Genomic DNA, 23758 nt, shown 5'->3' with positions numbered 1-23758 from the left:
TGCCGTTTAGCTGGCGATAAATTTGATAATGACCATGCCAAAAAATATAACGGCCATAAAAGTGAGCATTCCGAAAAAACCATTCATCAGATCAAACAGGTCGTTTCGGGGTTCTTCGTTGATGTGCTGCCGCGGATCGTTCGCATGCATATTTGCATCCATAGCGATGGGGCCTCCTCACGAATTAGTCATGTCGTCAATGCGAAATGTCATAGACGTTTTGTTTTTAGGTTATTCTTAGTATAACCAATCGCATTTTACTTTGTAAAGAAGGCGCTATCAGCTGCTTTCTTTTCCTAAAAAAAGTGTGGTATAATTGGTTCGGCAGCTTTTTCCTGGAGCTGTCAGCACATTTTTCTGTTTGTAAAATAAGGTTGCAAACATATAAGGAGGAGATTTGTCATGGCAATTGTGAATGTATCCGATCAGTCTTTCAATGGTGAGATTGAAGGACAAGGTCCGGTTCTTGTTGATTTCTGGGCACCATGGTGCGGTCCTTGCAAAATGATCGCTCCGATTTTAGAGGAACTCTCGACAGAAGTTGGGGATTCCGTAAAAATTGCGAAGCTCAACGTAGATGATAATCCGGAAACGGCTTCCCGTTTTGGGGTTATGAGTATTCCTACGCTAATCCTGTTCAAGGACGGCCAGCCGGTGGATAAAATCGTCGGCCTGAATTCCAAGGATACCTTGAAAAATCTGATCGCTAAACATCAATAAGTCAGGCAACGAGGTGCGCAGTGATCTGCCGCTTTAATAACGCCTCCGGTTTTTTCCGGGGGCGTTTTCTATGTAGAATGATGTAAACTATTCCGTAGGGGGAGGAGGGATAGAGTTATGGATTCATTTATGAACGAGATTCAGGAGCAGGAGAAGGCGCTGGAGAACATTCGGCATAAGCTGGCGTTGCTGCCGGATCTTCCGGGCTGCTACCTGATGAAGAACAAGGAAGACAAGATCATTTACGTCGGAAAAGCGAAAATACTAAAAAACCGGGTTCGTTCCTATTTTACAGGCAGCCATGATGGAAAAACGCAGCGGCTGGTGTCTGAAATCCGCGATTTTGAATATATCGTGACCGGAAGCAATATGGAAGCGCTCATTCTGGAGTGCAACCTGATTAAAAAACATTCTCCACGGTTTAATGTTCTACTTAAGGATGATAAGACTTATCCGTATATTAAAATTACCAATGAACCGCATCCACGGCTGGAAGTAACCCGTCGGGTGCTTAAAGATAAGGCCAAATATTTTGGGCCATACCCGAACGCCTATGCCGCCCAGCAGACGAAGAAGCTGCTTGACCGCATGTATCCGCTGCGTAAATGCAACGTTATGCCGAAAGAGGTATGCCTTTATTATCACATGGGTCAATGTCTCGCACCATGTGTTCAGGAAGTACCCCAGGCATCGTATGATGCGATGATCCAGGAGATCACTTCTTTTTTGAGCGGCGGGCATGAGGAGATCAAAAAAGAGCTTCAGCGCAAAATGATGGAGGCGGCTGAGGAGCTCCAGTTTGAGCGAGCCAAGGAGCTGCGGGATCAAATAATCAATATTGATGCGCTGATGGAGAAGCAGAAAATTACGACGAAGGATGCGAAAAACCGCGACGTCTTTGGCTTCTCAGTCGATAAAGGCTGGATGTGTGTGCAAATTCTGTACATGCGTCAGGGCAAAATGATTGAACGGCACGCATCCGTCTTTCCGTTCTATGGTGATGCGTACAGTGATTTTCTGTCGTATGTGGCGCAGTATTATAGTGAAAATCCGGCGCTGCCGCAGGAAATTTTGCTTCCCGAAATGGAGGAAGAAGGCGAAATGCTTGACTCCGTCTCCGGAGCGGCTGCGTTGCAGCAATGGCTTGGCGTGAAGACGCTCGTGCCTCAGCGTGGACTTAAGAAGCAGATGATCACAATGGCCGAGGAGAATGCTCGTGTGTCGCTTAACGAGAAGTTTCAGCTCATTGAACGCAATGAAGAGCGGACTTCAAAGGCCTCGGAAAATTTAGGCCGGGCCATTGGCTTGTCCTCACTCTCCCGGATTGAGGCGTTTGACAACTCGAATATTCAGGGGACGAATCCGGTATCGGCGATGGTCGTTTTTATCGAAGGCAAGCCCGCTAAGAAAGAGTACCGGAAATATAAAGTCCGGACCGTTCAAGGCCCGGACGATTACGAGACGATGCGTGAGGTCATTCGTCGCCGGTATGAACGGGTGCTGAAGGAGAACCTACCGATGCCCGATCTCATCGTAGTCGACGGAGGGAAGGGGCAAATCTCTGCAGCAACCGATGTGTTGGAGAACGAGCTTGGCCTCTACATTCCGGTATGCGGCCTCGTAAAGGATGCCAAGCATAAGACGGCACAGCTGATGGCATTTGATCCTCCGGCGCCGATTCATTTGGCTCGGGATAGCCAGGAGTTTTATTTGCTACAGCGGATCCAAGACGAGGTTCACCGCTTCGCCATTTCATTTCACCGCGAGCAGCGGGGCAAATCGATGGTTGCTTCTCGTCTGGACGCCATTCCTGGGATCGGCGAGAAACGCCGGAAGGCACTGCTTAAACATTTCGGCTCGCTCAAAAAAATAAAAGAGGCCTCCGTCGAAGACTTTCGGCCTCTTTCGATTGGTGATAAGCTAGCCCGCGAAATTATAAATGCCCTTCGGGATGAGGAAGAGGTTGAGGAGTCGTGATTAACGGCTCCTCTCTTTTTAGCGGAAACGGTTCCTTCCGTTCCTTCCCTGGCGGGTTGAACAGATAGATGATATAGGCGACGATCGCTGGCAGAGCGATATAGAATATCCCGGCACCAATGTTGAGCGCCCCGCCCATAAACATCAGACTCAAAGCCATCAGAATGCTATCGAAAATGACGTGCGAGAAGACGACAGCCATAAATCCGTATCGTAAAAAAATGAAGCTGAACAAAAGCCCAATAAAGGTCAGTTCAATCGGTCTGGAAATGACCGGGTATATCGGATAAAGCGTATGACCGAAAGCCCAGATTAACGTCGTCAGGAGACTCGCGACGAATGTGCTACGGAATATTTTTTTCAGCATCGGTATCCCGAACAGTCGGTAAACGGCTTCCTCTCCGATCCCGGCCACCCAAGCCAGCAGAGGGAGTAGTAACGGGTAATACATATTGTAAGGCGATTGTGTAGCATCTGTTGTTGACCACGTATGAATGGTTTTGTCCAGCACAATGTAAATGATGGACTGAACACCGAGCAAAATGAGGGCCCAAGCGTATCCTTGGCCCATGGAAGTGAGCACTTGGCGACCGTAGCCTGGCTCCTTGGCCCGAGCCCATAAGCGCAGCTCACTTTTCCGCCACAGCCCGTCTCCACCGACGAGTGAGAAATAGACGGAGGCGGCGAGGAATAGCGTTACCAGACCTTGAAAGATTAGTGCGAACATGATAACACCGGTCTCCGTGCTCTCCGATTGGAAGGCCGGGAGCATATTGATCGTTCCTGCCATGGAAAGAATGAAATAGACGGAGGCTAGGAATATACCTCTTTTAAAGGAGGTATGCATTCTAGTCAGAGCGCTGTATACTATAGCCAAAATGCCAAGCACGAGCGTAAACAGAGCATATCCTCCAAAGGTGAGCCAGTTAGCAATTTTGGTCTGTCCCTTTACATAATCCGTATGTGACTGTGGCACCGAAAAGGAGCTTTCCAGCGAGGAGACCGCGCCGTATTCATAATGCAATTTGATCTGAGCCTGGGATTCTCCTACTTTGGATCCGGGTACATGATACAGGAGACCGACGTCTCCTTCTTTGGATGCCAGTTCCAGTTGATCGCTTTGGAACCCGAATGCTTTTAGGTAAGGTTCGGCGAGCTTTTCCTTTTCCGCGAGGGTCATGTCCCCTTCCCAAGAACGTAAAGAAGCTTCGGTTTCGCTACCATATTTCAGCATCATTTGTTTATTGGCCGTGCTGGCTGAAGCGACTTTCTCAAATCGGACGACTTGGCCGGTCGTCATATGTACGTCAACGTTAAGCTGGTTTAATACCGCATCCGGGTGGGTAAAATGAACACGAAAAACGTCGTAAGGAAATTTTTTCTCATATTTCTTCGAAAATGATGCCAGCAGGTCCTCTTTGGTTAAATAACCATAAAGATCTGAATTGGTCTCGTAAGTAACTAGTGCCTGCTCCTGCCCGTCTAATTTCATTTGTAATACGGATTGAGCGAATTTTATCGCTTCATTTCTGGCTTGCTGCTTGGAGATGACCTTGTTTGATTGGTCCATTTCCAGTGTTTCAGAAGCCGTTGATGGAAATACTTGTACAAACAAGAAAATAATCAGTCCGAGAGCGGCCAGCACCCAGATCGATTTTTGATTTAGGATGCGACCGAATGGTTTCGTGGAAGAATTCATTTCCAAAGAACTCCTTTAATAATAATTTGTTTGAAATCGCATGAATTGTTTCCAAGTGCGTCAAAGTAAAGATAACACAGCGTTAAAACCTTCGCCATAGCAGAAGGGAAAATCTTGTAAAGGCGCAATAACATCTGCCAGCCTTAGCATGACTCAGATTTAAAGCGAACTTAAAGATTGTTTCGCTGCTTTTAGCCAATTTTACAGCTTTTTCATGGAAATACAACTTTGTAGTGGAAGTGAATAAGGATTATAATCCATTTGACGAAAATGAAATGAAAATTTATGAAAAAAAGAATATCGGCCGAATTTCAATTTGAAAACGGGGGAACCGATTTTTTGGGGGTGAATTTCGCGTAAACTTGCGGCTACTTGCCACAACCAGCGAATAGGGCAACTGTGCATGTCCGAATCCGGCAGCTAACCTCGTAGGCCTTTGCAACAGGAGCCAAACACCGAAAGGCATTGGAAATCCAGTGCTTTTTTTCTTTTGTTCTTTTTTAACTACAACGATGAGGTGAATATGTTGTTCTTCAAAAAAATCAGCTTATCTCCGCCACAAATTTTGGTGATGGGATTTGCGCTTATTATTTTGCTGGGTTCGGTTTTGCTGATGCTCCCGATTTCCAGCACAAAGGGAACGACGTTGCCTTTTGTTGATGCACTGTTTACGGCCACTTCAGCTACTTGCGTTACGGGCTTGGTCGTTCGCGACACCGGCACCTATTTCTCCACGTTTGGGCAAGTTGTCATTGTCATGTTAATACAGGTGGGCGGTCTCGGCTTCATGACCATGGCAACGTTGTTCTCACTCGTTTTGAAACGCAAAATATCGCTTAGAGACCGTTTACTCCTCCAAGAGGCGATGAACCAAAACACGATGGAGGGTATCGTAAGATTAATTCGAAAGGTATTGATGTATTCCCTCGTTATTGAATCCTGCGCGGCCCTAATCTTTGCCATCCGCTGGTCATTTGATATGCCGATTGGGAGGGCGTTGTATTACGGTGTATGGCATGCGGTGTCTATGTTTAACAATGCGGGGTTCGATTTATTCGGAGAATATAGGAGCCTGACGCAATATGTCGCTGATCCCATCGTCAACTTTGTTGCCATGTTCCTGATTGTATCTGGTGGCATCGGGTTTATTGTATTATCTGACATCATTGAATTTCGGCGACATCGCAGATTTTCGCTACATTCCAAAGTCGTACTATCTATGACTTCCGCTCTGATTTTGATCGGCGCGATTGTCATTTTCATATTTGAATTCACGAATCCTAGAACGCTTGAACCACTGGGTTGGAGCGGGAAAATTTGGAGCTCCTTCTTTCAATCGGTTACGCCAAGAACGGCGGGAGCCAATACGCTCGATATCGGTGCATTGCGCCAGGCAACCCAATTTTTCATCATTATTCTGATGTTTATCGGGGCTTCGCCTAGCTCTACCGGGGGCGGGATCAAAACAACGACATTTACGATTCTCGTTGGCGCGGTGGCTTCCATGATTCGTGGACGCTCCGACCTTGTGCTGTTTCGTTACCGGCTTACTCAAGAACGGATCTTCAAGGCAATCACACTTACGATGTTATCCTTGTTCCTGGTCATTGCGGTGGCCATGGTGCTGTCAACGACGGAGGATGCAAGCTTCCTTAGCATTTTGTTTGAAACGACCTCTGCGTTTGGTACCGTCGGTCTAACGATGGGGTTAACCGGAAAACTGACAGTGATCGGTAAAATTATTATTAGCCTCACCATGTTCGCCGGACGGCTCGGACCGCTGACGCTGGCTTATGCGCTTGGACCGAAGAAGGGTAAAGAATTATATCGCCACCCGGAAGGCAAAATGATTATAGGATAAGGGGATTAACCAAACGATGAAAACACAGCAGTTTGTAGTGATCGGACTTGGGCGTTTTGGCTCAAGTTTGGCACTGGAGCTCATGGATCTTGGCTATGAGGTCCTAGGCATTGACCGGAATGAGGAGCTGGTCGACGAAATGAGCGATCATCTGACGCATGCTGTCGTAGCGGATGCAACGGATGAGGAAGTCTTGAAATCGCTAGGTGTTCGCAACTTTGATTGCGGGGTAGTAGCAATTGGTAATGACATCCAAATGAGCATCCTCGCCGCTATTTTGCTTAAAGACCTAGGAATTAAAACCGTGGTGGCCAAGGCCATATCTGTTCTGCACGGGCGAGCGCTGGAGAAGCTTGGCGTAGACCGGGTTATTTTTCCAGAGAGGGATATGGGAGTTCGGGTTGCTCACCAGCTGGTAACCCCCAATTTGGTGGATTATATTGAACTGTCCAAGGAATACAGCATTGTGGAAATGAAAGTGCCTGCCTGTCTAGACCAGAAGAGTGTTGGTGAACTGAACCCTCGAGCTCGTTTCGGCTGCAGTATCGTGGCTATTCATCGGAATAATGGAATCCTTGTCGCTCCTACTGCAATGGACCAACTGAATACCGGTGATATTATGGTTATCATCGGCTCGAAAAAGAACATTGAGGAGTTCGAAGAAGTAGTTAACGAATAACAGTGACCAACAGTTGGAGTGTGACATCAATGGAATCGTCTGTAACAGACTCGATTCATCACTTTTTAATACTAGTATTGTTTGTCATAAGTGTCGGGATGGTGTCCGGCAAGCTGGCCAGCAAGCTGAAGCTTCCCGATGTGGCGGTATATATTGCTGTTGGGATGCTGCTGGGACCTGGTCTGAATCTAATTCACGAATCCAGCGGCTCCCTCATCAACCAATTGATTTTAACCGTTGGTTCTGCACTGATTTTGTTTGATGGCGGCCGGAATTTACGGCTTAGCGGGCTGCGTAAAGTGTGGATTACGCTATCGCTGCTTAGTGTGCCCGGGGTGCTGATCTCAACGTTAGTTGTCGGTGCCGGAGTTCACTTTTTGTTTGGCGTGGATTGGATCTTTTCCTTTCTTGCTGCTGCGGTTATTGCTTCGACAGACCCCGCATCGATTATTCCGGTGTTTAAACAAGTTAAAATCAAGGAGCAGGTACGCGAAACCGTGGAAAGTGAGTCGGCTTTCAACGACGCTACCGGATCGATCTTGACCTTCGCTCTGCTGGCTGCAGTGGTAGGAGGAGGCTCGCTGGATTTTGGGGCGATGACGGGTGATTTTCTAAAAACGGCGCTTGGCGGGATTCTCACCGGGATTGTGATTGCGGGGATTTTAACCTTTTTTGCCGGACATGCCCGTCACGGATTTTTACGCGATTACGCGACCATCGTGATGATTGTTTGCGCTTTGTCTTCCTACCTGATCGGGGATTTGCTCCATGTCAGCGGATTTATGGCGACTTTTGTGGCTGGTGTGATTTGGGGAAATGCTGAGACATTTGGACTTTCCCTGAAGGAGAATCACCTTGAAATCAGCTCGTTCGCCGAGAATATGACGGTGATGATGCGGATGCTGATCTTCGTTCTGCTCGGCAGTCAAGTGAATTTTGGAACGCTTGGACAGTATTTCTGGCAAAGTCTCGGAGCCGTGCTCGTATTGATGTTCGTCGCCCGGCCGCTTACGATTTTGCTGTGCGCTTGGCCGGACCGCAAGGTGAAATGGACATGGCGAGAACTGTTGTTCATGTGCTGGGTACGCGAGACTGGAGTTATTCCTGCAGCGTTATCAGGTATGATCGCAGGAATGGGTATCGCTAACGCCAATATCATTACAGCGATCGCCTTTATGGCGATTATGCTGACAATTGTTATTCAGGCCAGCACAACCGGCTGGGTTGCAAGAAAACTCGGTTTGGAAATAAAAACAGTTGCAGCGAAGCGTTGAGGCTTGCTGCAGCTGTTTTTTGCAGATGCTCGATTTACATATAGAAGAACAGAAGAACCTAGCGGAGAATTGAATATTCCGTCAGGTTCTTTCTTGTTTTATGACTTGAAACTAAAACTATTGAATACCCGCTAGACACACTACTTCTTACGCCTTGAAGTCGGGGGTGTATCGTTTCTACGTGATGCTCACATCGACAGCTCCTTAATCAAACTTTCTCGGATATGGGAAATCCATTCTTTCGTTTCAAGCGTAAGCTCTGATCTGTCAGCATAAATGAGGCAGGTTTCTCTTCGCGTCTGCTCCAACTCTTGCATGGGTACGGTCACCAATCCATTATCGCGCAGCAGTGGCTTTCGTAAGTAGGATCTTGGAAGCAGTGCGGCTGCTTTGCAGGTTGGCAGCAAACGGACGATCGCTTCAAAAGAATCGATCTCCATACGGATGTCCGGCATAACGCTATATCTTCCAAAAAGGTCGTCGATAAGCTTACGATACCACGTTCCTTTCGAAAAGATGATCATCGAGCGCCCGTTCAAATTTTCCATTTCCGCATGGTTGCTGCCTGCAAGCTCATGACCACGCGGCACTACGAGCTCCAAATGATCTTGAAAAAGAGGAAAACACTTAAGCCCTGTTTCACTTATGGAAGAGGCAATGACTCCGATATCAACTTTTTTATCCCGAACATGCGAGACAATTTCGTGCGTTTTTCCGGTAACTAGCTTGACCTCAATGTCGGGGAATTTATCCATCAGCGCCGTAACGAGCGGGGGCAATGTTGTCTGAATGGTTGTAAGGCTGGCGCCGAGGGTAACTACGCTTCGTTCGGCTGCTTTGAAGCGGGAGACAGCTTGGAGAAAGCTTTGATGCCTCTGACGCTGCTCGAGTGCATACATATATGCTTCTTGACCGACCCGGGTCAATTCAAGACGTTTACCTTTTCTGTGGAAGAGGGAAACACCCCATTCTTCTTCAAGTTTGGCTATTTTTCGGGATAAGGCTGGCTGGGACAGATTGAGCAGCTTGGACGCTTTGTTCAAACTGGATTGCTCAACTACGGTCGTAAATACCAGCAGTTCTTCTAGCATTTAAGAGAGCCCCCTTTTCGGAATAAGAGAAATGTGCCTCGACCTACCGCGTCTAGCTGTCCGCTTATGTTAATTTGTTATAAGTGTTAATAAATATATTGCAATTCCATTATAAGCTAAAAAGGAGTAACATGAAAAGCGACACAGGATGTTCACATGTTACGTTTGTAACATGGCAAAAAGGCGACCTGGCTGTAAGGTATGTCATATTATTTCGTGCAGTCAGACGGTCGATTGGTGACGAAATATAGCTAATTATCGAACGAAAGTTGGAAACGAGAAAGGGGTACATGCACTTATGAAAGGGTTTTATTCCAGAAAACTGCATTCGCTTTTGGGTGTCATTCCGCTGGGATTTTTTATTCTGGAGCACATGATTACCAACTTTTCAGCCGTGGAGGGCGGAAGCCAAGGGTTTAAGGATAGCGTAGCATTTTTAAATAGCCTTCCACTAGTACTAGTGTTGGAGATTTTCGGGATATGGCTGCCTCTTTTATATCATGGCGTCTATGGATTGTATATCGCCTTCCAAGCAAAGCCGAACAATGGCCGGTTTCAGACGGAACGAAACCTTCGGTATTTGCTACAGCGGGTTACCGGGGGTATTGCATTTGTCTTTGTCATTTGGCATGTGTATGAGACCCGTATTCAAGTGGCATTAGGCAATGTCACTCATGAAGAGCTTGGCGCGGTGATGCATGATATCGTCAATCAGCCGGTATTTTTCGCACTTTATTTAATCGGGGTTGTCTCTGCAGCATTCCACTTCTCGAATGGATTATGGTCGTTTATGGTAAGCTGGGGCATCACTGTTGGACCGCGGGCACAGCGCGTGTCTTCCTTCATTTGCATGGGCTTGTTCACGATCGTATCGATTATGTTTGTATGGTCGCTTTTCACCTTCCGTAGCACAGAATTCCAGGCTGAGGGAACGGCTATGCTGCAAACGGTAAAGGCATTTATAGCCTAAGAAATGCCATAAGTAGAATGGATATTTAAGAGAAAAAGTAACGCTCACAAAACTAAGTGAATGCTTACGAAGCAAGTTTTGTTCGAAGTAGTTCGTAGAAGTAATGCTCACAAAACTAAGTGAATGCTTACGAAGCAAGTTTTGTTCGAAGTAGTTCGTAGAAGTAATGCTCACAAAACTAAGTGAATGCTTACGAAGTAAGTTTTGTTCGAAGTAGTTCATAGAAGTAACGCTCACAAAACTTTTAGGAGTTGAAAACATGGCTAAACAAAGCTTAATTGTTGTTGGCGGTGGTCTGGCCGGGCTGATGGCTACGATTAAATCGGCGGAAGCGGGCGTGCCGGTTCAATTGTTCTCGCTCGTTCCGGTAAAACGCTCCCACTCCGTGTGTGCACAGGGCGGCATTAACGGTGCGGTTAACACCAAAGGCGAAGGGGATTCCCCTTGGGAGCACTTTGATGATACCGTCTACGGCGGAGATTTCCTCGCTAACCAGCCGCCGGTCAAGGCGATGTGCGAGGCTGCGCCGGGAATCATCCACCTGATGGACCGGATGGGCGTTATGTTTAACCGTACGCCGGAAGGTCTGCTTGATTTTCGCCGGTTCGGCGGAACGAAACATCACCGGACCGCTTTTGCCGGTGCAACGACAGGACAACAGCTGCTGTATGCGCTCGATGAGCAGGTTCGCCGTCATGAGGCAGCAGGTCTCGTTACGAAGTACGAAAACTGGGAATTCCTCTCCGTCGTGCTGGATGACGAAGGAGTATGCCGCGGTATTTGCGCTCAAAACCTGCGTTCGATGGAAATCGTAACTTTTGCTGCCGACGCGGTAATTTTGGCAACAGGTGGTCCCGGGATTATTTTCGGCAAAACAACAAACTCGGTGATCAATACAGGCACCGCAGCTAGCGCGGTGTATCAACAAGGCGTGCATTATGCCAATGGCGAGTTCATTCAAATTCACCCCACGGCGATTCCGGGAGATGATAAGCTGCGACTCATGTCAGAATCGGCACGCGGGGAAGGCGGTCGGATTTGGACCTATAAGGACGGCAAACCGTGGTACTTCCTGGAAGAGAAGTATCCGGCTTACGGCAACCTCGTACCTCGGGATATTGCGACACGGGAAATTTTCCATGTTTGCGTTGATATGAAGCTCGGCATTAATGGGGAGAACATGGTTTATCTCGATCTGTCCCATAAGGATCCAAAGGAACTTGACGTTAAGCTTGGTGGTATTATTGAAATTTATGAAAAATTCATGGGCGACGACCCTCGTAAAATACCGATGAAAATCTTCCCGGCGGTTCATTACTCTATGGGCGGCATGTGGGTTGATTACAATCAAATGACGAGTATTCCTGGCCTATTTGCAGCAGGTGAATGCGAATATCAATACCATGGTGCCAACCGGCTTGGCGCCAATTCACTCGTCTCCGCCATCTACGGCGGAATGGTATCCGGACCGAAAGCGGTGGAATACATCCACGGGTTGAAGAAGTCGGCTGAGGACGTAAGTCCGGCTGTGTTTGAAGGCTATCGTAAAGCGCAAGAGGCGAAATATGAAGGTATCCTAGCCATGAACGGCTCCGAAAACGCCTATGTGATTCATAAGGAGCTTGGCGAGTGCATGACCGCCAATATGACGGTTGTTCGTTATAATAACAAGCTTGAGGCGACCATCAACAAAATTAAAGAATTGAAGCAGCGCTACAAAAAAATCAACATTAACGATACGTCGCGCTGGAACAATTCAGGTGCAGCATTTACTCGTCAGCTTTGGAACATGCTTGAGCTGGCAGAGGCGATGACGCTTGGAGCACTGCTGCGGAATGAAAGCCGGGGAGCTCACTACAAGCCGGACTTCCCGAAACGGAACGATGAGGAATTTTTGAAAACAACGAAAGCGACATGGACGCCTGACGGACCGCAAATTTCCTATGAAGATGTGGACGTCTCTCTGATCCCGCCGCGCATTCGCGACTATTCGAAGGATAAATAGGAGGGAAAAGCTATGGCAATGGCGGAAACTCAAGTTGCGGCCAAAAAAGTAAAATTCATCATTACGCGCCAAGATGATCCGAAGTCCGCACCCTATACGGAAGAGTTTGAGCTGAACTATCGCCCCGGTATGAACGTCATTAGCGCGTTGATGGAGATTCAGCGCAATCCAGTAAACATGAAGGGCGAGCATACTGCTCCAGTGTGCTGGGAATCGAACTGTCTGGAGGAGGTTTGCGGCGCGTGCTCCATGGTCATTAACGGCAAACCGCGTCAGGCTTGTGCGGCACTGATTGATAATCTGGAGCAGCCTATTCGCATTGAACCGATGAGAACCTTCCCGGTTGTTCGCGACCTCGTTATTGATCGCAGTCGAATGTTTAATGCACTCAAGCGGGTCAAGGCTTGGATCCCGATTGACGGTACTTATGACTTGGGGCCAGGGCCACGCATGTCGGAGAAAAAACGCCAATGGGCATATGAATTGTCCAAATGCATGACCTGCGGCGTCTGCCTGGAAGCTTGCCCGAACGTCAACGAGAAGACCAATTTTATCGGGCCAGCGCCAATTTCTCAGGTGCGTTTATTTAATGCTCATCCAACTGGTGAAATGAATGCGGACGAACGGATCGAAGCCTTGATGGAGGACGGAGGTATTGAGGGCTGCGGGAACTCACAAAACTGCGTTCGTGCTTGCCCGAAAGGCATCCCGCTGACCACCTCGATCGCGGAGATGAACAAAGCGACTACAAAGCATATGTTTAAACGCTGGTTGGGTGTGTAATTGAACATTTTATATAAGGGACCGGGCGAATGTCGTTCGGTCCTTTTGTTCAGTTTGGGCCAGTGCTAATAGGAGAGTCTAACGAACCTGAGCCACGTTATTTGTATGAAGATGTCCAGTTTCCGATTCTAACGAACTCAGGTAGCGCTATTTAGTGGTTAAGTACGATTTTATTGTATTTTTTGAGCAAATAAGAATGTATGGATTCGTTAGAATAGAAAACCATGTGGTTTCGGCCAAATAAGATCATCTAGATTCTTTAGCGCAGATCGGACATTGTAGCTATCGTTATTAGCAAGAGGAAAGGAGTGAGTGATGCGACGGGAGTTATGTTTTCGATCAACATCGTCCTTTTGCTTACCGTTTTTTTTAACCTGATACTGAGAATATGGACAGTTGGACTTGGTAGACCGGAGCTTCCCGAGGAGGGAAAGAAGACTGCGATCTGGGGCAGGATTATACTAGCTGCCATTGGTTTTTAGGCGTTCCTCGATTGGAGGTATCTCAAGGGAACTAAAAACTACATCGTTACATTGACGACTTTGGTTTTTGGGGAAGTGTTAGCCTATCTATTAGTTTAGGATGTGATGCATATTGAAAATATACAGTTACGGCAAAGAGCATGGGAAGCCAGTAGATCGCTTTGACAGCCAAAATGTAGTGATGACACCAATTATTCGAATGCTTGAAAAACAAATTGATGTCATTCAAATCGGATGTATCCATCTTTCTGAACAAGGCATTATTGGAGGGCATGAAGCGGCGGTTCCTCAGCTGTTTTTAGTTGTGTCTGGTGAGGGCTTGGTGACTGGTAAGGAAAACGTTATTAAGAATATCAAAGCTGGAGAACTGGCTGTATGGGAAGCTGGAGAGTGGCATGAGATCAGGACTGAGCTTGGCATGACAGCTATCGTGGTCGAATCTGATCATATGGATCTGATGAACAGCTATCTTGTAGAGAGATAACGTTTGGTAAGGAGGAAGGAAGCATTACAGCTTCCATTTTTACAATTCAAGCTCTCTTTTAAATTGATCCATACGTTGTTTTCCCCAATCATACATCATCTGAATGAGGGGGAGCAGTGTCATTCCCAGCTCTGTCATCGAATATTCGACCTTGGGTGGGACTTCAGGGATTACTTCGCGGTGGACAATGCCATCCTCGATTAATTCACGTAGCTGGTTCGTTAATATTTTGTGGGATATTTTTGGAAAGAGCCGTTGAAGCTCACTAAATCGATGGGGTCCCTCAACACCTAAATGCCATAAAATAACAACCTTCCACTTGCCGCTGATGACCGATAAAGTGTATTCCTTTTCACAGTTGAAATCTCCATTTATGATCTTTTTCTTTATTTCGTCTCTTAGCGTCTCGGCCATGCAATAATCTCTCCTTATTAGTTACTTCCAAGTAACCTCCGTTCAAAAAAGTGCATTCTTCATAATCCAGATAGAGCACTGTATAATTAACATAGTGATAATCATTATTAATTAGGAGGACATGATGAATAAAAAAGCATTACTTATTATACCACCTGAACGGTTTAACGAAGACGAATTATTTCAACCTAAAGAGGAATTAGAAAGTGCCGGGGTCAAAGTTACCATAGCCAGCACGATCACTGGAGAAATCATTGGCGACTATCAAGGTAAAGCAGTTGCCGAAGTGAAGTTCACGGATACAAAAGCCACAGATTATGACGTTATTTCCGTGATCGGCGGTTCAGGTACAAACGATCATTTATGGGAAAATGCAGAATTGCAAACTTACTTAAAACAAGCCTATGATGAAAAAGTGCTGGTAACAGGGATCTGTGCCGGCGCTGTAACTGTGGCAAAAACAGGCTTGCTCTCAGGTCGTGAAGCTGCATGTTACCCTGTTGATGTACAAAAGGATCAATTGATCAAAAACAATGTGAAATATGTTGAAAAGCACGTTGTTGCCCATGATGATATTATCACCGGAGACGGCCCTCAGGGTGCCAAGGAATTTGGAGAAGCTTTGGTTGCTGCACTTCGTTAAAAATAGCAATGGATTGGATAATTTTAATAACCCATTTGAAGAAGTCTTTGAATTCTAAATTCGAAGGCTTCTTCTTTAATTTCTATTTTTGCAGAATTCAGAGCAATAGGTATGATAGATAAGTATAGAACCTTATGTACCGGGGGGAAAGAAGATGCTCATTAAGCTAATTCAATGTACGGTCAATGAGGACTCGAAGAAGGCATTTCATATCGCTCAATCGGGCTGGTCGTCGCAGCTAGCGGCAGCTCCGGGTTTTAAGGCACAGGTTGGCGGCTGGAATCAGCTAAATGTTAACGACGCCATCATTGTTGCGTTTTGGGAGTCTCATGGCGCATACCAGCATTTTATGACAGAGCTACACGATCAGATTATGAACGAGAACCAGCAATCGGGATCGTATGAAAAAATAGAAATTAGCTTAGGGAACGCTGAAAAAAGAGAATGCGATATAGACAGCATGGACTTGAAAATCCTAACCGGTTTAACGCTCCTTGATGACAGCACAGGACACACTTTAGACGACCAGCTTCGGGAAAAAAGCTTACTAATGATGCAAATGAACAATAACGCCGTCCCAAAACGACTATTATTACAGAACGTACAAGATAAGCTCGGCTATAATGTGGAGGCACGAATCGATTTGGAGCCGGATTGGCATGTTTTTAGTTAGGTGCGAAGGGAAAACAAAAGGAGAAGGCGATGGATAAACTGATAGCTTTTTTGGATCAGCAGGGTATTGATTATGAGATCATCGAGCATCGACAACAAATCAATACGGCCCAGGAAGGAGCCGACTATTTCGGCATTCATATCGGGCAAACTGCTCCAACCTTGATTTTAAAAACGGATAACGGTTTTTTCGCTTTGATTATTTCGGGTGATTTTGGAAGAGTGGATTTTGAACAGCTAAAAGCGTTGCTGCAGGTACAGCAAATCAAGTTAGCCAAACCTCAGGAAGTGGAGGCAGTGACCGGCAGTAAAATCGGAAGCGTGTCGCTAATTCAGCACCACCTGCCTATTATCATGGATCGTGAGCTCTACCGTTTCGACTACGTTTATGGAGGAACAGGTTTTCCGAATACGACATTAAAGATTCGCCCGAACGATTTAGAGAAGCTTGTTAAAACGATCGCTTTCATCAGATAAGGGATAGGTGAATCACGGGATGAACCAGTTAAAGGACTATTGGGACCGCAGATTCAAAAAGGAAGGCATGATTTGGGGGCAGGAGCCCAGTAAGACAGCATTTCACGCTAAGAATTTATTTCTGGAAAACCATGTCAAGACAGTGCTGGTACCGGGTTCGGGGTACGGTAGAAATACAAAAGCCTTGTCTCCTTTTTTTGGGGTCGAAGGTATTGAGCTTTCACATGATGCGATAATGCTTGCTAGAGAGTGGGACCCGAAAACCCGATTTGTTGAGGACTCGGCGCTAAGCCCACGACCGGACGGTAAACGATATGATGCCGTGTATTGCTATGATCTGCTGCATTTATTGCTACAGCCGGAGCGAGAAATGCTGGTGGAGCAATGTGCAAGACATCTACGAGTTGGTGGACTTATGTACTTTACTAGTTTCTCAGACGAGGATTCTCACAATGGTATGGGAAAACGGATAGAAGACGGCACTTACGAATACACCGAAGGTAAATACGCCCACTTCTTCTCTGAGCAGGATTTGATCGATCACTTTACAGGAATGCAGCTTTTAGAAACCGGATCGATCCGGGAATCGTTGACCTATCAGGATCAATCGGCTAAAGAGTACATATTAAGATACATCATTGTAAGGAAGAATTAGTATCTTAAAAAAGCAAAGGAGGAACCCCTCCGTTTTCTGGCATAGGGGGGTCCTCCTAATGTTGCGAACGCAGTTTATTCCTTTTGGATTGGAGCGTCCAAAGCTTGGGCGAAGCTAACCAGTCCAGCTATGCTTTTCTAACATTCAGCATCCGGCAAACTTTATGCAGCGTATACCGGTAAAAGCCCCACAGCACTCCGCTCAGTCCGAACAGCACGAGCAAGCAGTTTAGCAGACCGGCGATTTCCGCAGGCGTCAGTAGGTTATCATTGAAATACATAATGATGAAGTACAAGGTATAAATCAGGATGGTGCCAACCACGGCGGGGACGCCGAACACTTTGGATATTTGCCCTCGAACCGATCGGTACAAGTATTTCGGACTGGCGCCAAGATGCCTCAAGTCGTCGTAAACCTGCCGATTATGGATAGCGATCGTCATGCAGCGTGTAAACCCGATGACCAGCACGGCGGCAAAGCAAATGATGGCGATAAATACAAACAGCATTAGAAATACTGCGAAGTTGGCCACAAAATCGCTGCGGTCCAGCACGCGGAACTGCGGTGCGTATTTCCAAAACATTTTGAATTCCATGGAGTTCCGCTCTGTAAATTTTAATCCGTCTCTCTTTTTCGCATCCTCCCAAGCCTGGTCTCCCGTTTTATGAGCTGCCGCAATGCTTACACGGTCAAAAAATGTGGAAACCTCGGCTTTCGGGCCTGAGTGATCAATGATGCTGTTATACAGCCGTTTGGCAAAAGGATACGTATCCTGCACGTTCTTCACATTGAAATAAATGAGCTTCTCTTTCCAGGCATTTGTCAAATCAGCGGTGATGGCCGCGTAGTCCGAATCGTCCAGCACGTAATATCTGGTAGCCATCATATCGTCGTAAATATATTCCTGAAAAGAAGTTTTCAGCGTCTTTTGGCTAACCATGTTCGTCAGCATTGTCGAATCCGTCGTGATAAGGTAATCGCCTGAGCCGTCTTTGGCCAATACGGCGCCAAATTTGCCCGGATGAATATCAATATTTTGGCCGCTCATCAGTTTAAAGCTGCTCTCAGAAATATAGTTTCCTTCCTGAAGCAGCGGTCTGTACTCATAATGGTATTTACCGCCGCCATCTTCTATAGAGGTCCGCCCATCCTGACCTAAATTTGCAAAATCCGCCTCCTGCCAGCTCGTAATCGCGACTCCTTCTTCGGATGCCATTTGCTCAATTTCGGAGCGGGTCAGCATCGTTTGATCTGCACGGTAATGAAAAGCGTAGTCGACAGGGCGCTGCTCGGCTTCCATAATCGAGCCGGTGCCCATCATAGGGGTATAGAAGGCCGCAAAGTAGGCTCCTGCCAGCAGCACCGTAATGACCAGCATATTGCGTACGGTCTGTCTCCCCTGAAACTTCATCATGCTGCGGGTAATGATGTGATTGTAACGGTTCTGGCCGCGGCTCCAGCCGCGTACTACGGTATGCATCAGCACCATATAAATGCCGACAAACAGCGGTAAGTAGAGAATGTTGATCCAGACGGGCGGGTACCAATGAAATACAAGGATACAGACGGAGGGAGCGATATATCCCATAAAGCCGCCTGTCAGCATCAATACAATGCCAACCGGACCGTACCATGGCCGCACATCGCGCATTCGCTCGGTCCGCCGTTGTTCATTTACGATATCAATGATCTGGGTTCGGTGGATGAACCGCAAACCCATCGTAAACAGTGTAACGATCGTAAACAGTGAAAAAGCTCCGGCATACAGGTAAGCTTGCGGATCAAAGGTCAAGACCATCTCTTCTGTGTCCACAAGCAGCAAACGAAAGAGCTGCCAAATGCCCCAGGATAAAGGCATACCCAGCAGGGTCCCAGCCAAGCAGGAGCCTACGGCAATAAGGGTCAATTCCTTGAAAAGCTGAAAGCGAAGCTGGCTGACCGAGGCGCCAAGCGCCATAAAAATACCGGTCTCCCGGGATTTGAAGCGAAAAAACAGGGAAGCTGCGTAGGTTATAAATACGCCGCAGCCGACGATAGCCAGCACAAAAATGGACATCATCTGCTTGCGGGAGTCGCCCCCCTCAGGCAAAATCGTGAGAACGGTGGGGGAGCGCATCATAAAGACGAAGGCGGTAATCAGCATGACCGAAAACAGATTGCATACGACGAGCAGGGTGTAGTTTTTACGATTATGGCGGCGGAGCTTCGCATGAATTTGTCCAAAGGTCCTCATCCGTTCTCACCGCTCATTTCCTTAATAGTTGCGAGCAGCTCATCTTGAAAGATGCTGCGGTCCTTGCCCTTCTCCAGGTTGCGGTAGACCGCGCCATCCTGCAAAATGATGACCCGGTCGCAGAAGGAGGCGGCAAAGCTGTCATGGGTCACCATAAAAATGGTGGCCGATAACGTCTTCTGAGCCTCCTGAAACGTGGAGATGACCGCCCGGCTGGATTTGGAATCCAAGTTTCCGGTTGGTTCATCGGCTAATATGACCAGAGGCTCGTTCATGAGGGCACGCGCTACGGCGGTACGCTGCTTTTCACCGCCGGATATTTCGACAGGGTATTTGTTCTTGATCGAGGTGATGCCGAAAATGGCACAGAGCTGATCGGCTCTTTGTTCCATAACCCTGTCGGTTTGGCCTGCAATGATGCGAGGCAGCATAATGTTTTCCTGGACGGTAAGTCCGTCGAGCAGCATGAAGTCCTGAAATACAAAGCCGAGCTTTTGATTTCGAACCTTTGCCAACTCATCCTCGGCTAAACGGGCCAACTCCTGCCCGCCTAAAGTGATTTGACCGGAATCAAACGGAATGTAGCAGGAGATGCAGTTGAGCAGCGTTGTTTTCCCAGAGCCGGAGGGGCCCATCACGGCTACAAATTCCCCCTCGGCCACGGACAAGTCGATTCCTTTGAGCACCTCGTAGGTTGTTTTTCCGATCTGATAAGATTTGTGCAGATTTTGAACATGAAGCATCGTATTCAACCACCTTTCTATGGCTCCACTATATCTCTCTTAGATAAGGTGCCTGCTTGGCCGGGCTATATTTGGAGTATACGATGTAAAGTTTTGCAGCGATTTGCTCAGAGTGTAAAGTTTTGCACGTCTACGGTAATGTTTTGCAGCTGCCATGAGCACTTTGTTATTCACTACCGTCTTGAGTTTGTGTGAAAATAAGAGGACAAGGAGGTGAGGCTAAATGCTCCGGATAGGGATCTGCGACGATGAGAGCCGGGCTCGTGATGCACTGCGCCATACTTTGGAGCACTTGCTGCGCAATTTTGATGGACAGGTCTTCTACGAATTTTCCTCCGGTGAGGGGCTCGTCCAGTGGACGGGTAAGCATAGAGGGGAAATGGATCTTCTTTTCTTGGACGTAGAGCTCAAAGGGATTTCTGGCTTGCAGGCTGCGCAGCTGATCAGGCAGCAGGATTCTGGACTTATGATCGTCTTTGTTACCGGGTACGCTGACTTTGTCTTTGACGGGTATGCTGTACAGGCGATGGACTACCTTGTCAAACCTGTAAAGGAAGAGAAGCTGGGGCAGGTGATAAAACGGGCTCGGGAGCTTTTGGACCATCGGCGGCCTCAAACCTATCTCGTACATAATTCAGACGGGATATTTCGTATCGCGAAGCGGGATATCCTTTATTTTTATAGTGATAGACGGCTTGTCAAACTGGTCACCGAAGGGCGGGAGTATGCTTTTTATGGCAAGCTGGATGAGGTGGAAAAACAGCTGGCAAACGGCTTTGTTCGTATCCACCAGCGGTATCTGGTCCGGGCCGAAGCGGTTCAGCGGGTGGAGAGGAATACTGTTACGATAGGCGGTGCTTGCTTGCCGATTAGCCGTGCGCTTAGGCAGAGCGCAATGATGGCGCTGGCGCAGGCTATGATTGGGGAGGACAGCTGGGAGTGAATATAATAGGCAATGGGTTACTGGAGTTCATTAATAGGATATTCGGTTTTATTTCGCCTATATTTGCTATGTTCGTTGTGGAATGGTTTCTGCCGATCCGGCGCAAAGGCTGGGCTAAACCGTTGCTTTATATAGGTTGTTGGTTCTTTACAGGGATGGTCATATTTATAGGGGACCCGGTTAATCTTCCCGGTACACTGCTGGGATTCGGTGCTGTATTGTTTCTTTGCTGCGAGGGAACCTGGCTTCAGCGCCTATCCATTACCCTCATCTTGTCCAGTTTAGGCTTGTCCTCCAGCGCCTTGGTGGACAGCAACTACTATCTGTTTGATATCGGCTATTTGTTTCGATTCACGATATGGCTGTTGGTGTTCCTAGCACTGAAGCGCTTTGCGCCCAAGCAGGAATACCATTTGCCGCCGAGCCTTTGGGGGCTGGTGGATGTGCTGACACTGACGCCCTTTGCAGCTACGCTCATCACCGTCTTACTCGGGGATCCTTACGGGCGAGGCAACGAAATGCAAGATATCATTCTCCTCCCCTTAGTCACCTTATCCTCTATAGGACTTTTGTGGGCGGTGGTCATATTGGCCCGTCAACACAAGCTGGAACAAGAAAAGAGTTTCTATCAACTCAATTTATTAAGATATGAAAATCTGGAGCAGGAGCAATTTCAGGTACGGCGGCTGCGGCACGATATGGCCAACCATTTGCAAACCATGTCTTCTCTCCCGGATCAGGAACTGCGCGAGTACTTGGGACAGCTTCTACACTCTCCGGCGATGGGGAGCTCGTATAGATACAGTGATAACAGTATTATTAACGCAGTGTGGGGCGCGAAGCAGCCATTGATGGAGCAAATGGGGATCGAAACGGAGATTTCTGTAACCGTTCCAGCCAAGCTGTCCATTGATGGGGTTGATCTCTGTGCCGTGTTTGCCAACAGTCTGGACAATGCGATTGAGGCTTGCGAACGGTTGCCGGTGGGGCAAAGAACGATTAAGGTGAAGGCCAGAGCGGATAAAGGCATGTTCGTTCTCCAGGTGCAAAATCCCCTTCTAGAACCGCCCAAGAAAAGAAACGGCCGCTTTGCTACCGGGAAGACTGATTTGGCCGCTCACGGTTTTGGGTTGGCGAGCATCGAGGAAATCGCAAGACGGTACGACGGGTCGGTGTCCATAACAACCGAAGATGGACAGTTCACGTTGTTTCTTTATCTTGCTTTGCTGGAGTAGGGGAGTAAATGTCAGCATGTGAGGCGTATGCTATTAATAGGAGTGCCTGAGGGCGGGGTAGAGGTTCTGAATCCGTTTGTAGAAATATTTCACCCGGTATTTTCGCTGAATGGAGGATGTCGATACGTGCGTAATCCGGTACGAAGATTTGGCGGGTAGTCCTGGTGACTTCAGCATTAGCCCACTCTTTTGGTGGATTCTTTGTGGCCGGTGAGCTGGTTATCTTTCTGGGATACGAGGAGAACTTTGTCTGGTAAGTGCTAATTGATGGGCTCCTCAGGAAAATTTTGATAGATTCGGTGGAGCTGTGGTATGATCAGGAAAAAAAGTTCAGCATTTTCGCAGGGAGGTAGCCAGGTGAGTCATTCTCAGGTCGAGGTTATAGAATTGAACGTATTGGATTCACTTCAGTTGGAGCAGTTAGCGGACTTGTTAATTCAGGTCGTAGAGGATGGCGCGTCGATCGGTTTTTTGCCGCCGTTATCTAAAGATGAAGCGCTGCAGTATTGGCAGGAAGTGATCGGACCCGGTGTGATTCTATGGGTAGCCGTCAAGAACGGTGGGATTGTGGGTACCGTACAGCTTCATCTTGCGTTAAAGCAAAATGGGTCTCACCGGGCCGAAGTCGTAAAGCTGATGGTCCACCCGGAGGCGCGGAAGCAGGGAATCGCGAGAAAGCTGATGTTAGCCGTAGAGGAGAAGGCGGAGCGTGAAGCTAGAAGTCTGCTCGTTTTGGATACGCGGGGCGGTGATCCGTCGAATTTGCTGTATCGCTCGCTTGGTTACATTGAGGCCGGACGCATTCCTCAGTTCGCCAGATCGGCTAACGGGGAGCTTCATGAGACGGTGTTTTACTATAAGCAGCTATAGATTATCCCCTACTATAAGATGATGAAGGAACAAAGAAAAGAAGCTTCTCCTAAAATGAGCTTTATGAGCGCGTTAGGGGAGCTTCTTTTTGCAGTAGTTGTATTTTGTACATTTATTCATTACTCTCCTTACCTGTGGCGGCTTAGTAAATGCAAAAAGTGCACGCCTGTTGATTAACTAAATTATGGAAGAGGAGGCCGCGTTGTTAGCCAAATACACTCTCCACTCCGGTGGCAATAATTGCAAAGTAAATAACCGATCGAATTCGGCAAATGTCAGTGTGGCGCTCGGATGAACCTTAGCATTGCCTTGATCAAACAGGAATTTCAGTAGGACGTAAACTATTAAAGCCGTGTACAACTGCCCATAGACTGCGTTAGGAGTCGTTCCAAATAATTTAGGAATGTTCAAATGCTGCTTAATCCAGCGAAAAAACACTTCAATCTGCCACCGTTTCTTGTAGATCTCCGCAATCTTTTCTGCGTAATGCCAATGCAGATTGGTCGCCAAAATAACGGGGTTATCATTGGGATCTTTCAGGATCACGACCCGAAACCGATGCTGGGAAAGGGATTTGTTTTTTCCCAATTGGCAAGTGAAATCCTGTTCCAGTGTTCCGGTAAACGGCTGATTGCGTTCCCTTGGGATCGGTTCATAAAAGGTGGTATTATCATGGAGCCTGATCACAAAAGACTGATTTTGCTCCAGGTATTCGTCAAACCGCTTATGCTTGCCGTACGCTCGGTCAGCCACGAGAATAAACTTCGGATCCAAAACATCTGCACAACTATGCAGGTCCGGCGAGTTTCCTGTGGTCTCTGTCACCTTTTGAAGGTGGCCTTGATCGG

Annotated in this window: 24 protein-coding genes and 1 riboswitch; of the genes, 17 read left to right on the top strand and 7 right to left on the bottom strand. The window is 47.4% G+C overall.

Annotation, left to right across the window (positions count from 1 at the left end):
* Positions 1–6: 6 nt before the first annotated feature.
* Entirely contained in the window at positions 7–162 is a 156-nt protein-coding gene (locus ACFQ3W_RS17745) for a YqzM family protein (protein WP_379320580.1), read from the bottom strand.
* A gap of 240 nt (positions 163–402) precedes the next feature.
* Between ACFQ3W_RS17745 and trxA the strand changes: the two genes are divergently transcribed.
* Both trxA and uvrC read left to right on the top strand, forming a co-directional pair.
* Positions 403–720, top strand: a complete 318-nt coding sequence (gene trxA, locus ACFQ3W_RS17740; protein ID WP_379320579.1) for a thioredoxin — start codon at positions 403–405, stop codon at positions 718–720.
* Positions 721–837: 117 nt separating this feature from the next.
* Complete coding sequence (gene uvrC, locus ACFQ3W_RS17735; protein WP_379320578.1) at positions 838–2697, top strand: excinuclease ABC subunit UvrC; 1860 nt, start codon at positions 838–840, stop codon at positions 2695–2697.
* On the opposite strand, the gene ACFQ3W_RS17730 is transcribed toward uvrC, so the two are convergent.
* Positions 2654–4396: a CPBP family intramembrane glutamic endopeptidase gene (locus tag ACFQ3W_RS17730; RefSeq protein WP_379320577.1), complete on the bottom strand. Its 1743-nt coding sequence runs from the start codon at positions 4394–4396 to the stop codon at positions 2654–2656. The two genes, uvrC and ACFQ3W_RS17730, sit on opposite strands and share 44 nt — an antisense overlap.
* Positions 4397–4688: 292 nt before the next feature.
* A riboswitch (cyclic di-AMP (ydaO/yuaA leader) is annotated at positions 4689–4846 on the top strand.
* Positions 4847–4919: 73 nt separating this feature from the next.
* Between ACFQ3W_RS17730 and ACFQ3W_RS17725 the strand changes: the two genes are divergently transcribed.
* From ACFQ3W_RS17725 to ACFQ3W_RS17715, 3 genes are read left to right on the top strand one after another with little or no spacing between them, the layout of a single operon-like run.
* Positions 4920–6257 carry a TrkH family potassium uptake protein gene (locus ACFQ3W_RS17725; protein ID WP_379320680.1) on the top strand — a complete coding sequence of 446 codons (1338 nt, stop codon included), beginning with the start codon at positions 4920–4922 and terminating at the stop codon, positions 6255–6257.
* Positions 6258–6273: 16 nt separating this feature from the next.
* A complete protein-coding gene (locus ACFQ3W_RS17720) occupies positions 6274–6936 on the top strand; it encodes a potassium channel family protein (RefSeq protein WP_379320576.1) in 663 nt (220 codons plus the stop codon).
* A gap of 29 nt (positions 6937–6965) precedes the next feature.
* Positions 6966–8210, top strand: a complete 1245-nt coding sequence (locus ACFQ3W_RS17715; protein WP_379320575.1) for a cation:proton antiporter — start codon at positions 6966–6968, stop codon at positions 8208–8210.
* Between the two features lie 188 nt (positions 8211–8398).
* Here the strand turns inward: ACFQ3W_RS17715 and ACFQ3W_RS17710 are convergent, their stop codons facing one another.
* A complete protein-coding gene (locus tag ACFQ3W_RS17710) occupies positions 8399–9301 on the bottom strand; it encodes a LysR family transcriptional regulator (RefSeq protein WP_379320574.1) in 903 nt (300 codons plus the stop codon).
* Between the two features lie 298 nt (positions 9302–9599).
* Between ACFQ3W_RS17710 and ACFQ3W_RS17705 the strand changes: the two genes are divergently transcribed.
* The 5 genes from ACFQ3W_RS17705 to ACFQ3W_RS17685 all read left to right on the top strand — a co-directional run bounded on the left by ACFQ3W_RS17705 (position 9600) and on the right by ACFQ3W_RS17685 (position 14025).
* Positions 9600–10271, top strand: a complete 672-nt coding sequence (locus ACFQ3W_RS17705) for a succinate dehydrogenase cytochrome b558 subunit (protein WP_379320573.1) — start codon at positions 9600–9602, stop codon at positions 10269–10271.
* Between the two features lie 259 nt (positions 10272–10530).
* Entirely contained in the window at positions 10531–12276 is a 1746-nt protein-coding gene (gene sdhA, locus ACFQ3W_RS17700) for a succinate dehydrogenase flavoprotein subunit (RefSeq protein WP_379320572.1), read from the top strand.
* Between the two features lie 18 nt (positions 12277–12294).
* The gene (gene sdhB, locus ACFQ3W_RS17695) at positions 12295–13059 is read left to right on the top strand and encodes a succinate dehydrogenase iron-sulfur subunit (protein ID WP_379320679.1); all 765 of its coding nucleotides are present in this window, start codon (positions 12295–12297) and stop codon (positions 13057–13059) included.
* A 308-nt stretch (positions 13060–13367) separates the two neighbouring features.
* A complete protein-coding gene (locus ACFQ3W_RS17690; RefSeq protein ID WP_379320571.1) occupies positions 13368–13541 on the top strand; it encodes a hypothetical protein in 174 nt (57 codons plus the stop codon).
* A gap of 112 nt (positions 13542–13653) precedes the next feature.
* Positions 13654–14025 carry a cupin gene (locus tag ACFQ3W_RS17685; protein WP_379320570.1) on the top strand — a complete coding sequence of 124 codons (372 nt, stop codon included), beginning with the start codon at positions 13654–13656 and terminating at the stop codon, positions 14023–14025.
* Positions 14026–14064: 39 nt separating this feature from the next.
* Here the strand turns inward: ACFQ3W_RS17685 and ACFQ3W_RS17680 are convergent, their stop codons facing one another.
* Positions 14065–14439 carry a winged helix-turn-helix transcriptional regulator gene (locus ACFQ3W_RS17680; RefSeq protein WP_379320569.1) on the bottom strand — a complete coding sequence of 125 codons (375 nt, stop codon included), beginning with the start codon at positions 14437–14439 and terminating at the stop codon, positions 14065–14067.
* 124 nt (positions 14440–14563) lie between these two features.
* On the opposite strand from ACFQ3W_RS17680, the gene ACFQ3W_RS17675 reads away from it, so the two are divergent.
* From ACFQ3W_RS17675 to ACFQ3W_RS17660, 4 genes are all read left to right on the top strand, one after another.
* Positions 14564–15082 (top strand): DJ-1/PfpI family protein, encoded by a 519-nt coding sequence (locus ACFQ3W_RS17675; RefSeq protein ID WP_379320678.1) that lies wholly within the window; start codon positions 14564–14566, stop codon positions 15080–15082.
* A 154-nt stretch (positions 15083–15236) separates the two neighbouring features.
* Positions 15237–15755, top strand: a complete 519-nt coding sequence (locus ACFQ3W_RS17670; RefSeq protein ID WP_379320568.1) for a DUF4937 domain-containing protein — start codon at positions 15237–15239, stop codon at positions 15753–15755.
* A gap of 29 nt (positions 15756–15784) precedes the next feature.
* Positions 15785–16231, top strand: a complete 447-nt coding sequence (locus tag ACFQ3W_RS17665) for an aminoacyl-tRNA deacylase (protein ID WP_379320567.1) — start codon at positions 15785–15787, stop codon at positions 16229–16231.
* 19 nt (positions 16232–16250) lie between these two features.
* Positions 16251–16886, top strand: coding sequence for a class I SAM-dependent methyltransferase (locus ACFQ3W_RS17660; protein ID WP_379320566.1), 636 nt, complete (start codon positions 16251–16253; stop codon positions 16884–16886).
* 127 nt (positions 16887–17013) lie between these two features.
* Here ACFQ3W_RS17660 and ACFQ3W_RS17655 read toward each other — a convergent pair whose 3' ends face one another.
* Both ACFQ3W_RS17655 and ACFQ3W_RS17650 read right to left on the bottom strand, forming a co-directional pair.
* Positions 17014–19119 carry an ABC transporter permease gene (locus tag ACFQ3W_RS17655; protein WP_379320565.1) on the bottom strand — a complete coding sequence of 702 codons (2106 nt, stop codon included), beginning with the start codon at positions 19117–19119 and terminating at the stop codon, positions 17014–17016.
* Entirely contained in the window at positions 19116–19862 is a 747-nt protein-coding gene (locus ACFQ3W_RS17650; protein WP_379320564.1) for an ABC transporter ATP-binding protein, read from the bottom strand. The genes ACFQ3W_RS17655 and ACFQ3W_RS17650 overlap by 4 nt, the downstream gene beginning before the upstream one ends.
* A 223-nt stretch (positions 19863–20085) precedes the next feature.
* On the opposite strand from ACFQ3W_RS17650, the gene ACFQ3W_RS17645 reads away from it, so the two are divergent.
* The 3 genes from ACFQ3W_RS17645 to ACFQ3W_RS17635 all read left to right on the top strand — a co-directional run bounded on the left by ACFQ3W_RS17645 (position 20086) and on the right by ACFQ3W_RS17635 (position 22910).
* Complete coding sequence (locus ACFQ3W_RS17645) at positions 20086–20805, top strand: LytR/AlgR family response regulator transcription factor (protein WP_379320563.1); 720 nt, start codon at positions 20086–20088, stop codon at positions 20803–20805.
* Positions 20802–22040: an ATP-binding protein gene (locus tag ACFQ3W_RS17640; RefSeq protein WP_379320562.1), complete on the top strand. Its 1239-nt coding sequence runs from the start codon at positions 20802–20804 to the stop codon at positions 22038–22040. Before ACFQ3W_RS17645 ends, ACFQ3W_RS17640 begins: the two co-directional genes overlap by 4 nt.
* Positions 22041–22397: 357 nt before the next feature.
* Positions 22398–22910 (top strand): GNAT family N-acetyltransferase, encoded by a 513-nt coding sequence (locus ACFQ3W_RS17635; protein ID WP_379320561.1) that lies wholly within the window; start codon positions 22398–22400, stop codon positions 22908–22910.
* 177 nt (positions 22911–23087) lie between these two features.
* Here ACFQ3W_RS17635 and ACFQ3W_RS17630 read toward each other — a convergent pair.
* The coding region (locus ACFQ3W_RS17630; RefSeq protein ID WP_379320560.1) for an IS4 family transposase at positions 23088–23758 on the bottom strand (671 nt) is incomplete at its 5' end.

This window comes from Paenibacillus puldeungensis (assembly GCF_042678945.1).
GTDB classification, from domain to species: domain Bacteria; phylum Bacillota; class Bacilli; order Paenibacillales; family Paenibacillaceae; genus Fontibacillus; species Fontibacillus puldeungensis.
The sequence above is the reverse complement of the archived record's forward strand: the minus strand, read 5'-3'. Positions and strand labels throughout refer to the sequence as shown.

Excerpts from the sequence above, each read along its gene's own strand:
- ACFQ3W_RS17715 (WP_379320575.1), top strand. The coding sequence starts at position 6,966 with ATGGAATCGTCTGTAACAGACTCGATTCATCACTTTTTAATACTAGTA.
- ACFQ3W_RS17650 (WP_379320564.1), bottom strand. The coding sequence starts at position 19,862 with ATGCTTCATGTTCAAAATCTGCACAAATCTTATCAGATCGGAAAAACA.
- ACFQ3W_RS17660 (WP_379320566.1), top strand. The coding sequence starts at position 16,251 with ATGAACCAGTTAAAGGACTATTGGGACCGCAGATTCAAAAAGGAAGGC.
- sdhA (WP_379320572.1), top strand. The coding sequence starts at position 10,531 with ATGGCTAAACAAAGCTTAATTGTTGTTGGCGGTGGTCTGGCCGGGCTG.
- ACFQ3W_RS17665 (WP_379320567.1), top strand. The coding sequence starts at position 15,785 with ATGGATAAACTGATAGCTTTTTTGGATCAGCAGGGTATTGATTATGAG.
- ACFQ3W_RS17705 (WP_379320573.1), top strand. The coding sequence starts at position 9,600 with ATGAAAGGGTTTTATTCCAGAAAACTGCATTCGCTTTTGGGTGTCATT.
- ACFQ3W_RS17680 (WP_379320569.1), bottom strand. The coding sequence starts at position 14,439 with ATGGCCGAGACGCTAAGAGACGAAATAAAGAAAAAGATCATAAATGGA.
- ACFQ3W_RS17645 (WP_379320563.1), top strand. The coding sequence starts at position 20,086 with ATGCTCCGGATAGGGATCTGCGACGATGAGAGCCGGGCTCGTGATGCA.
- trxA (WP_379320579.1), top strand. The coding sequence starts at position 403 with ATGGCAATTGTGAATGTATCCGATCAGTCTTTCAATGGTGAGATTGAA.
- ACFQ3W_RS17725 (WP_379320680.1), top strand. The coding sequence starts at position 4,920 with ATGTTGTTCTTCAAAAAAATCAGCTTATCTCCGCCACAAATTTTGGTG.
- ACFQ3W_RS17670 (WP_379320568.1), top strand. The coding sequence starts at position 15,237 with ATGCTCATTAAGCTAATTCAATGTACGGTCAATGAGGACTCGAAGAAG.
- ACFQ3W_RS17655 (WP_379320565.1), bottom strand. The coding sequence starts at position 19,119 with ATGAGGACCTTTGGACAAATTCATGCGAAGCTCCGCCGCCATAATCGT.
- ACFQ3W_RS17720 (WP_379320576.1), top strand. The coding sequence starts at position 6,274 with ATGAAAACACAGCAGTTTGTAGTGATCGGACTTGGGCGTTTTGGCTCA.
- ACFQ3W_RS17675 (WP_379320678.1), top strand. The coding sequence starts at position 14,564 with ATGAATAAAAAAGCATTACTTATTATACCACCTGAACGGTTTAACGAA.
- sdhB (WP_379320679.1), top strand. The coding sequence starts at position 12,295 with ATGGCGGAAACTCAAGTTGCGGCCAAAAAAGTAAAATTCATCATTACG.
- ACFQ3W_RS17710 (WP_379320574.1), bottom strand. The coding sequence starts at position 9,301 with ATGCTAGAAGAACTGCTGGTATTTACGACCGTAGTTGAGCAATCCAGT.
- ACFQ3W_RS17745 (WP_379320580.1), bottom strand. The coding sequence starts at position 162 with ATGGATGCAAATATGCATGCGAACGATCCGCGGCAGCACATCAACGAA.
- ACFQ3W_RS17730 (WP_379320577.1), bottom strand. The coding sequence starts at position 4,396 with ATGAATTCTTCCACGAAACCATTCGGTCGCATCCTAAATCAAAAATCG.
- uvrC (WP_379320578.1), top strand. The coding sequence starts at position 838 with ATGGATTCATTTATGAACGAGATTCAGGAGCAGGAGAAGGCGCTGGAG.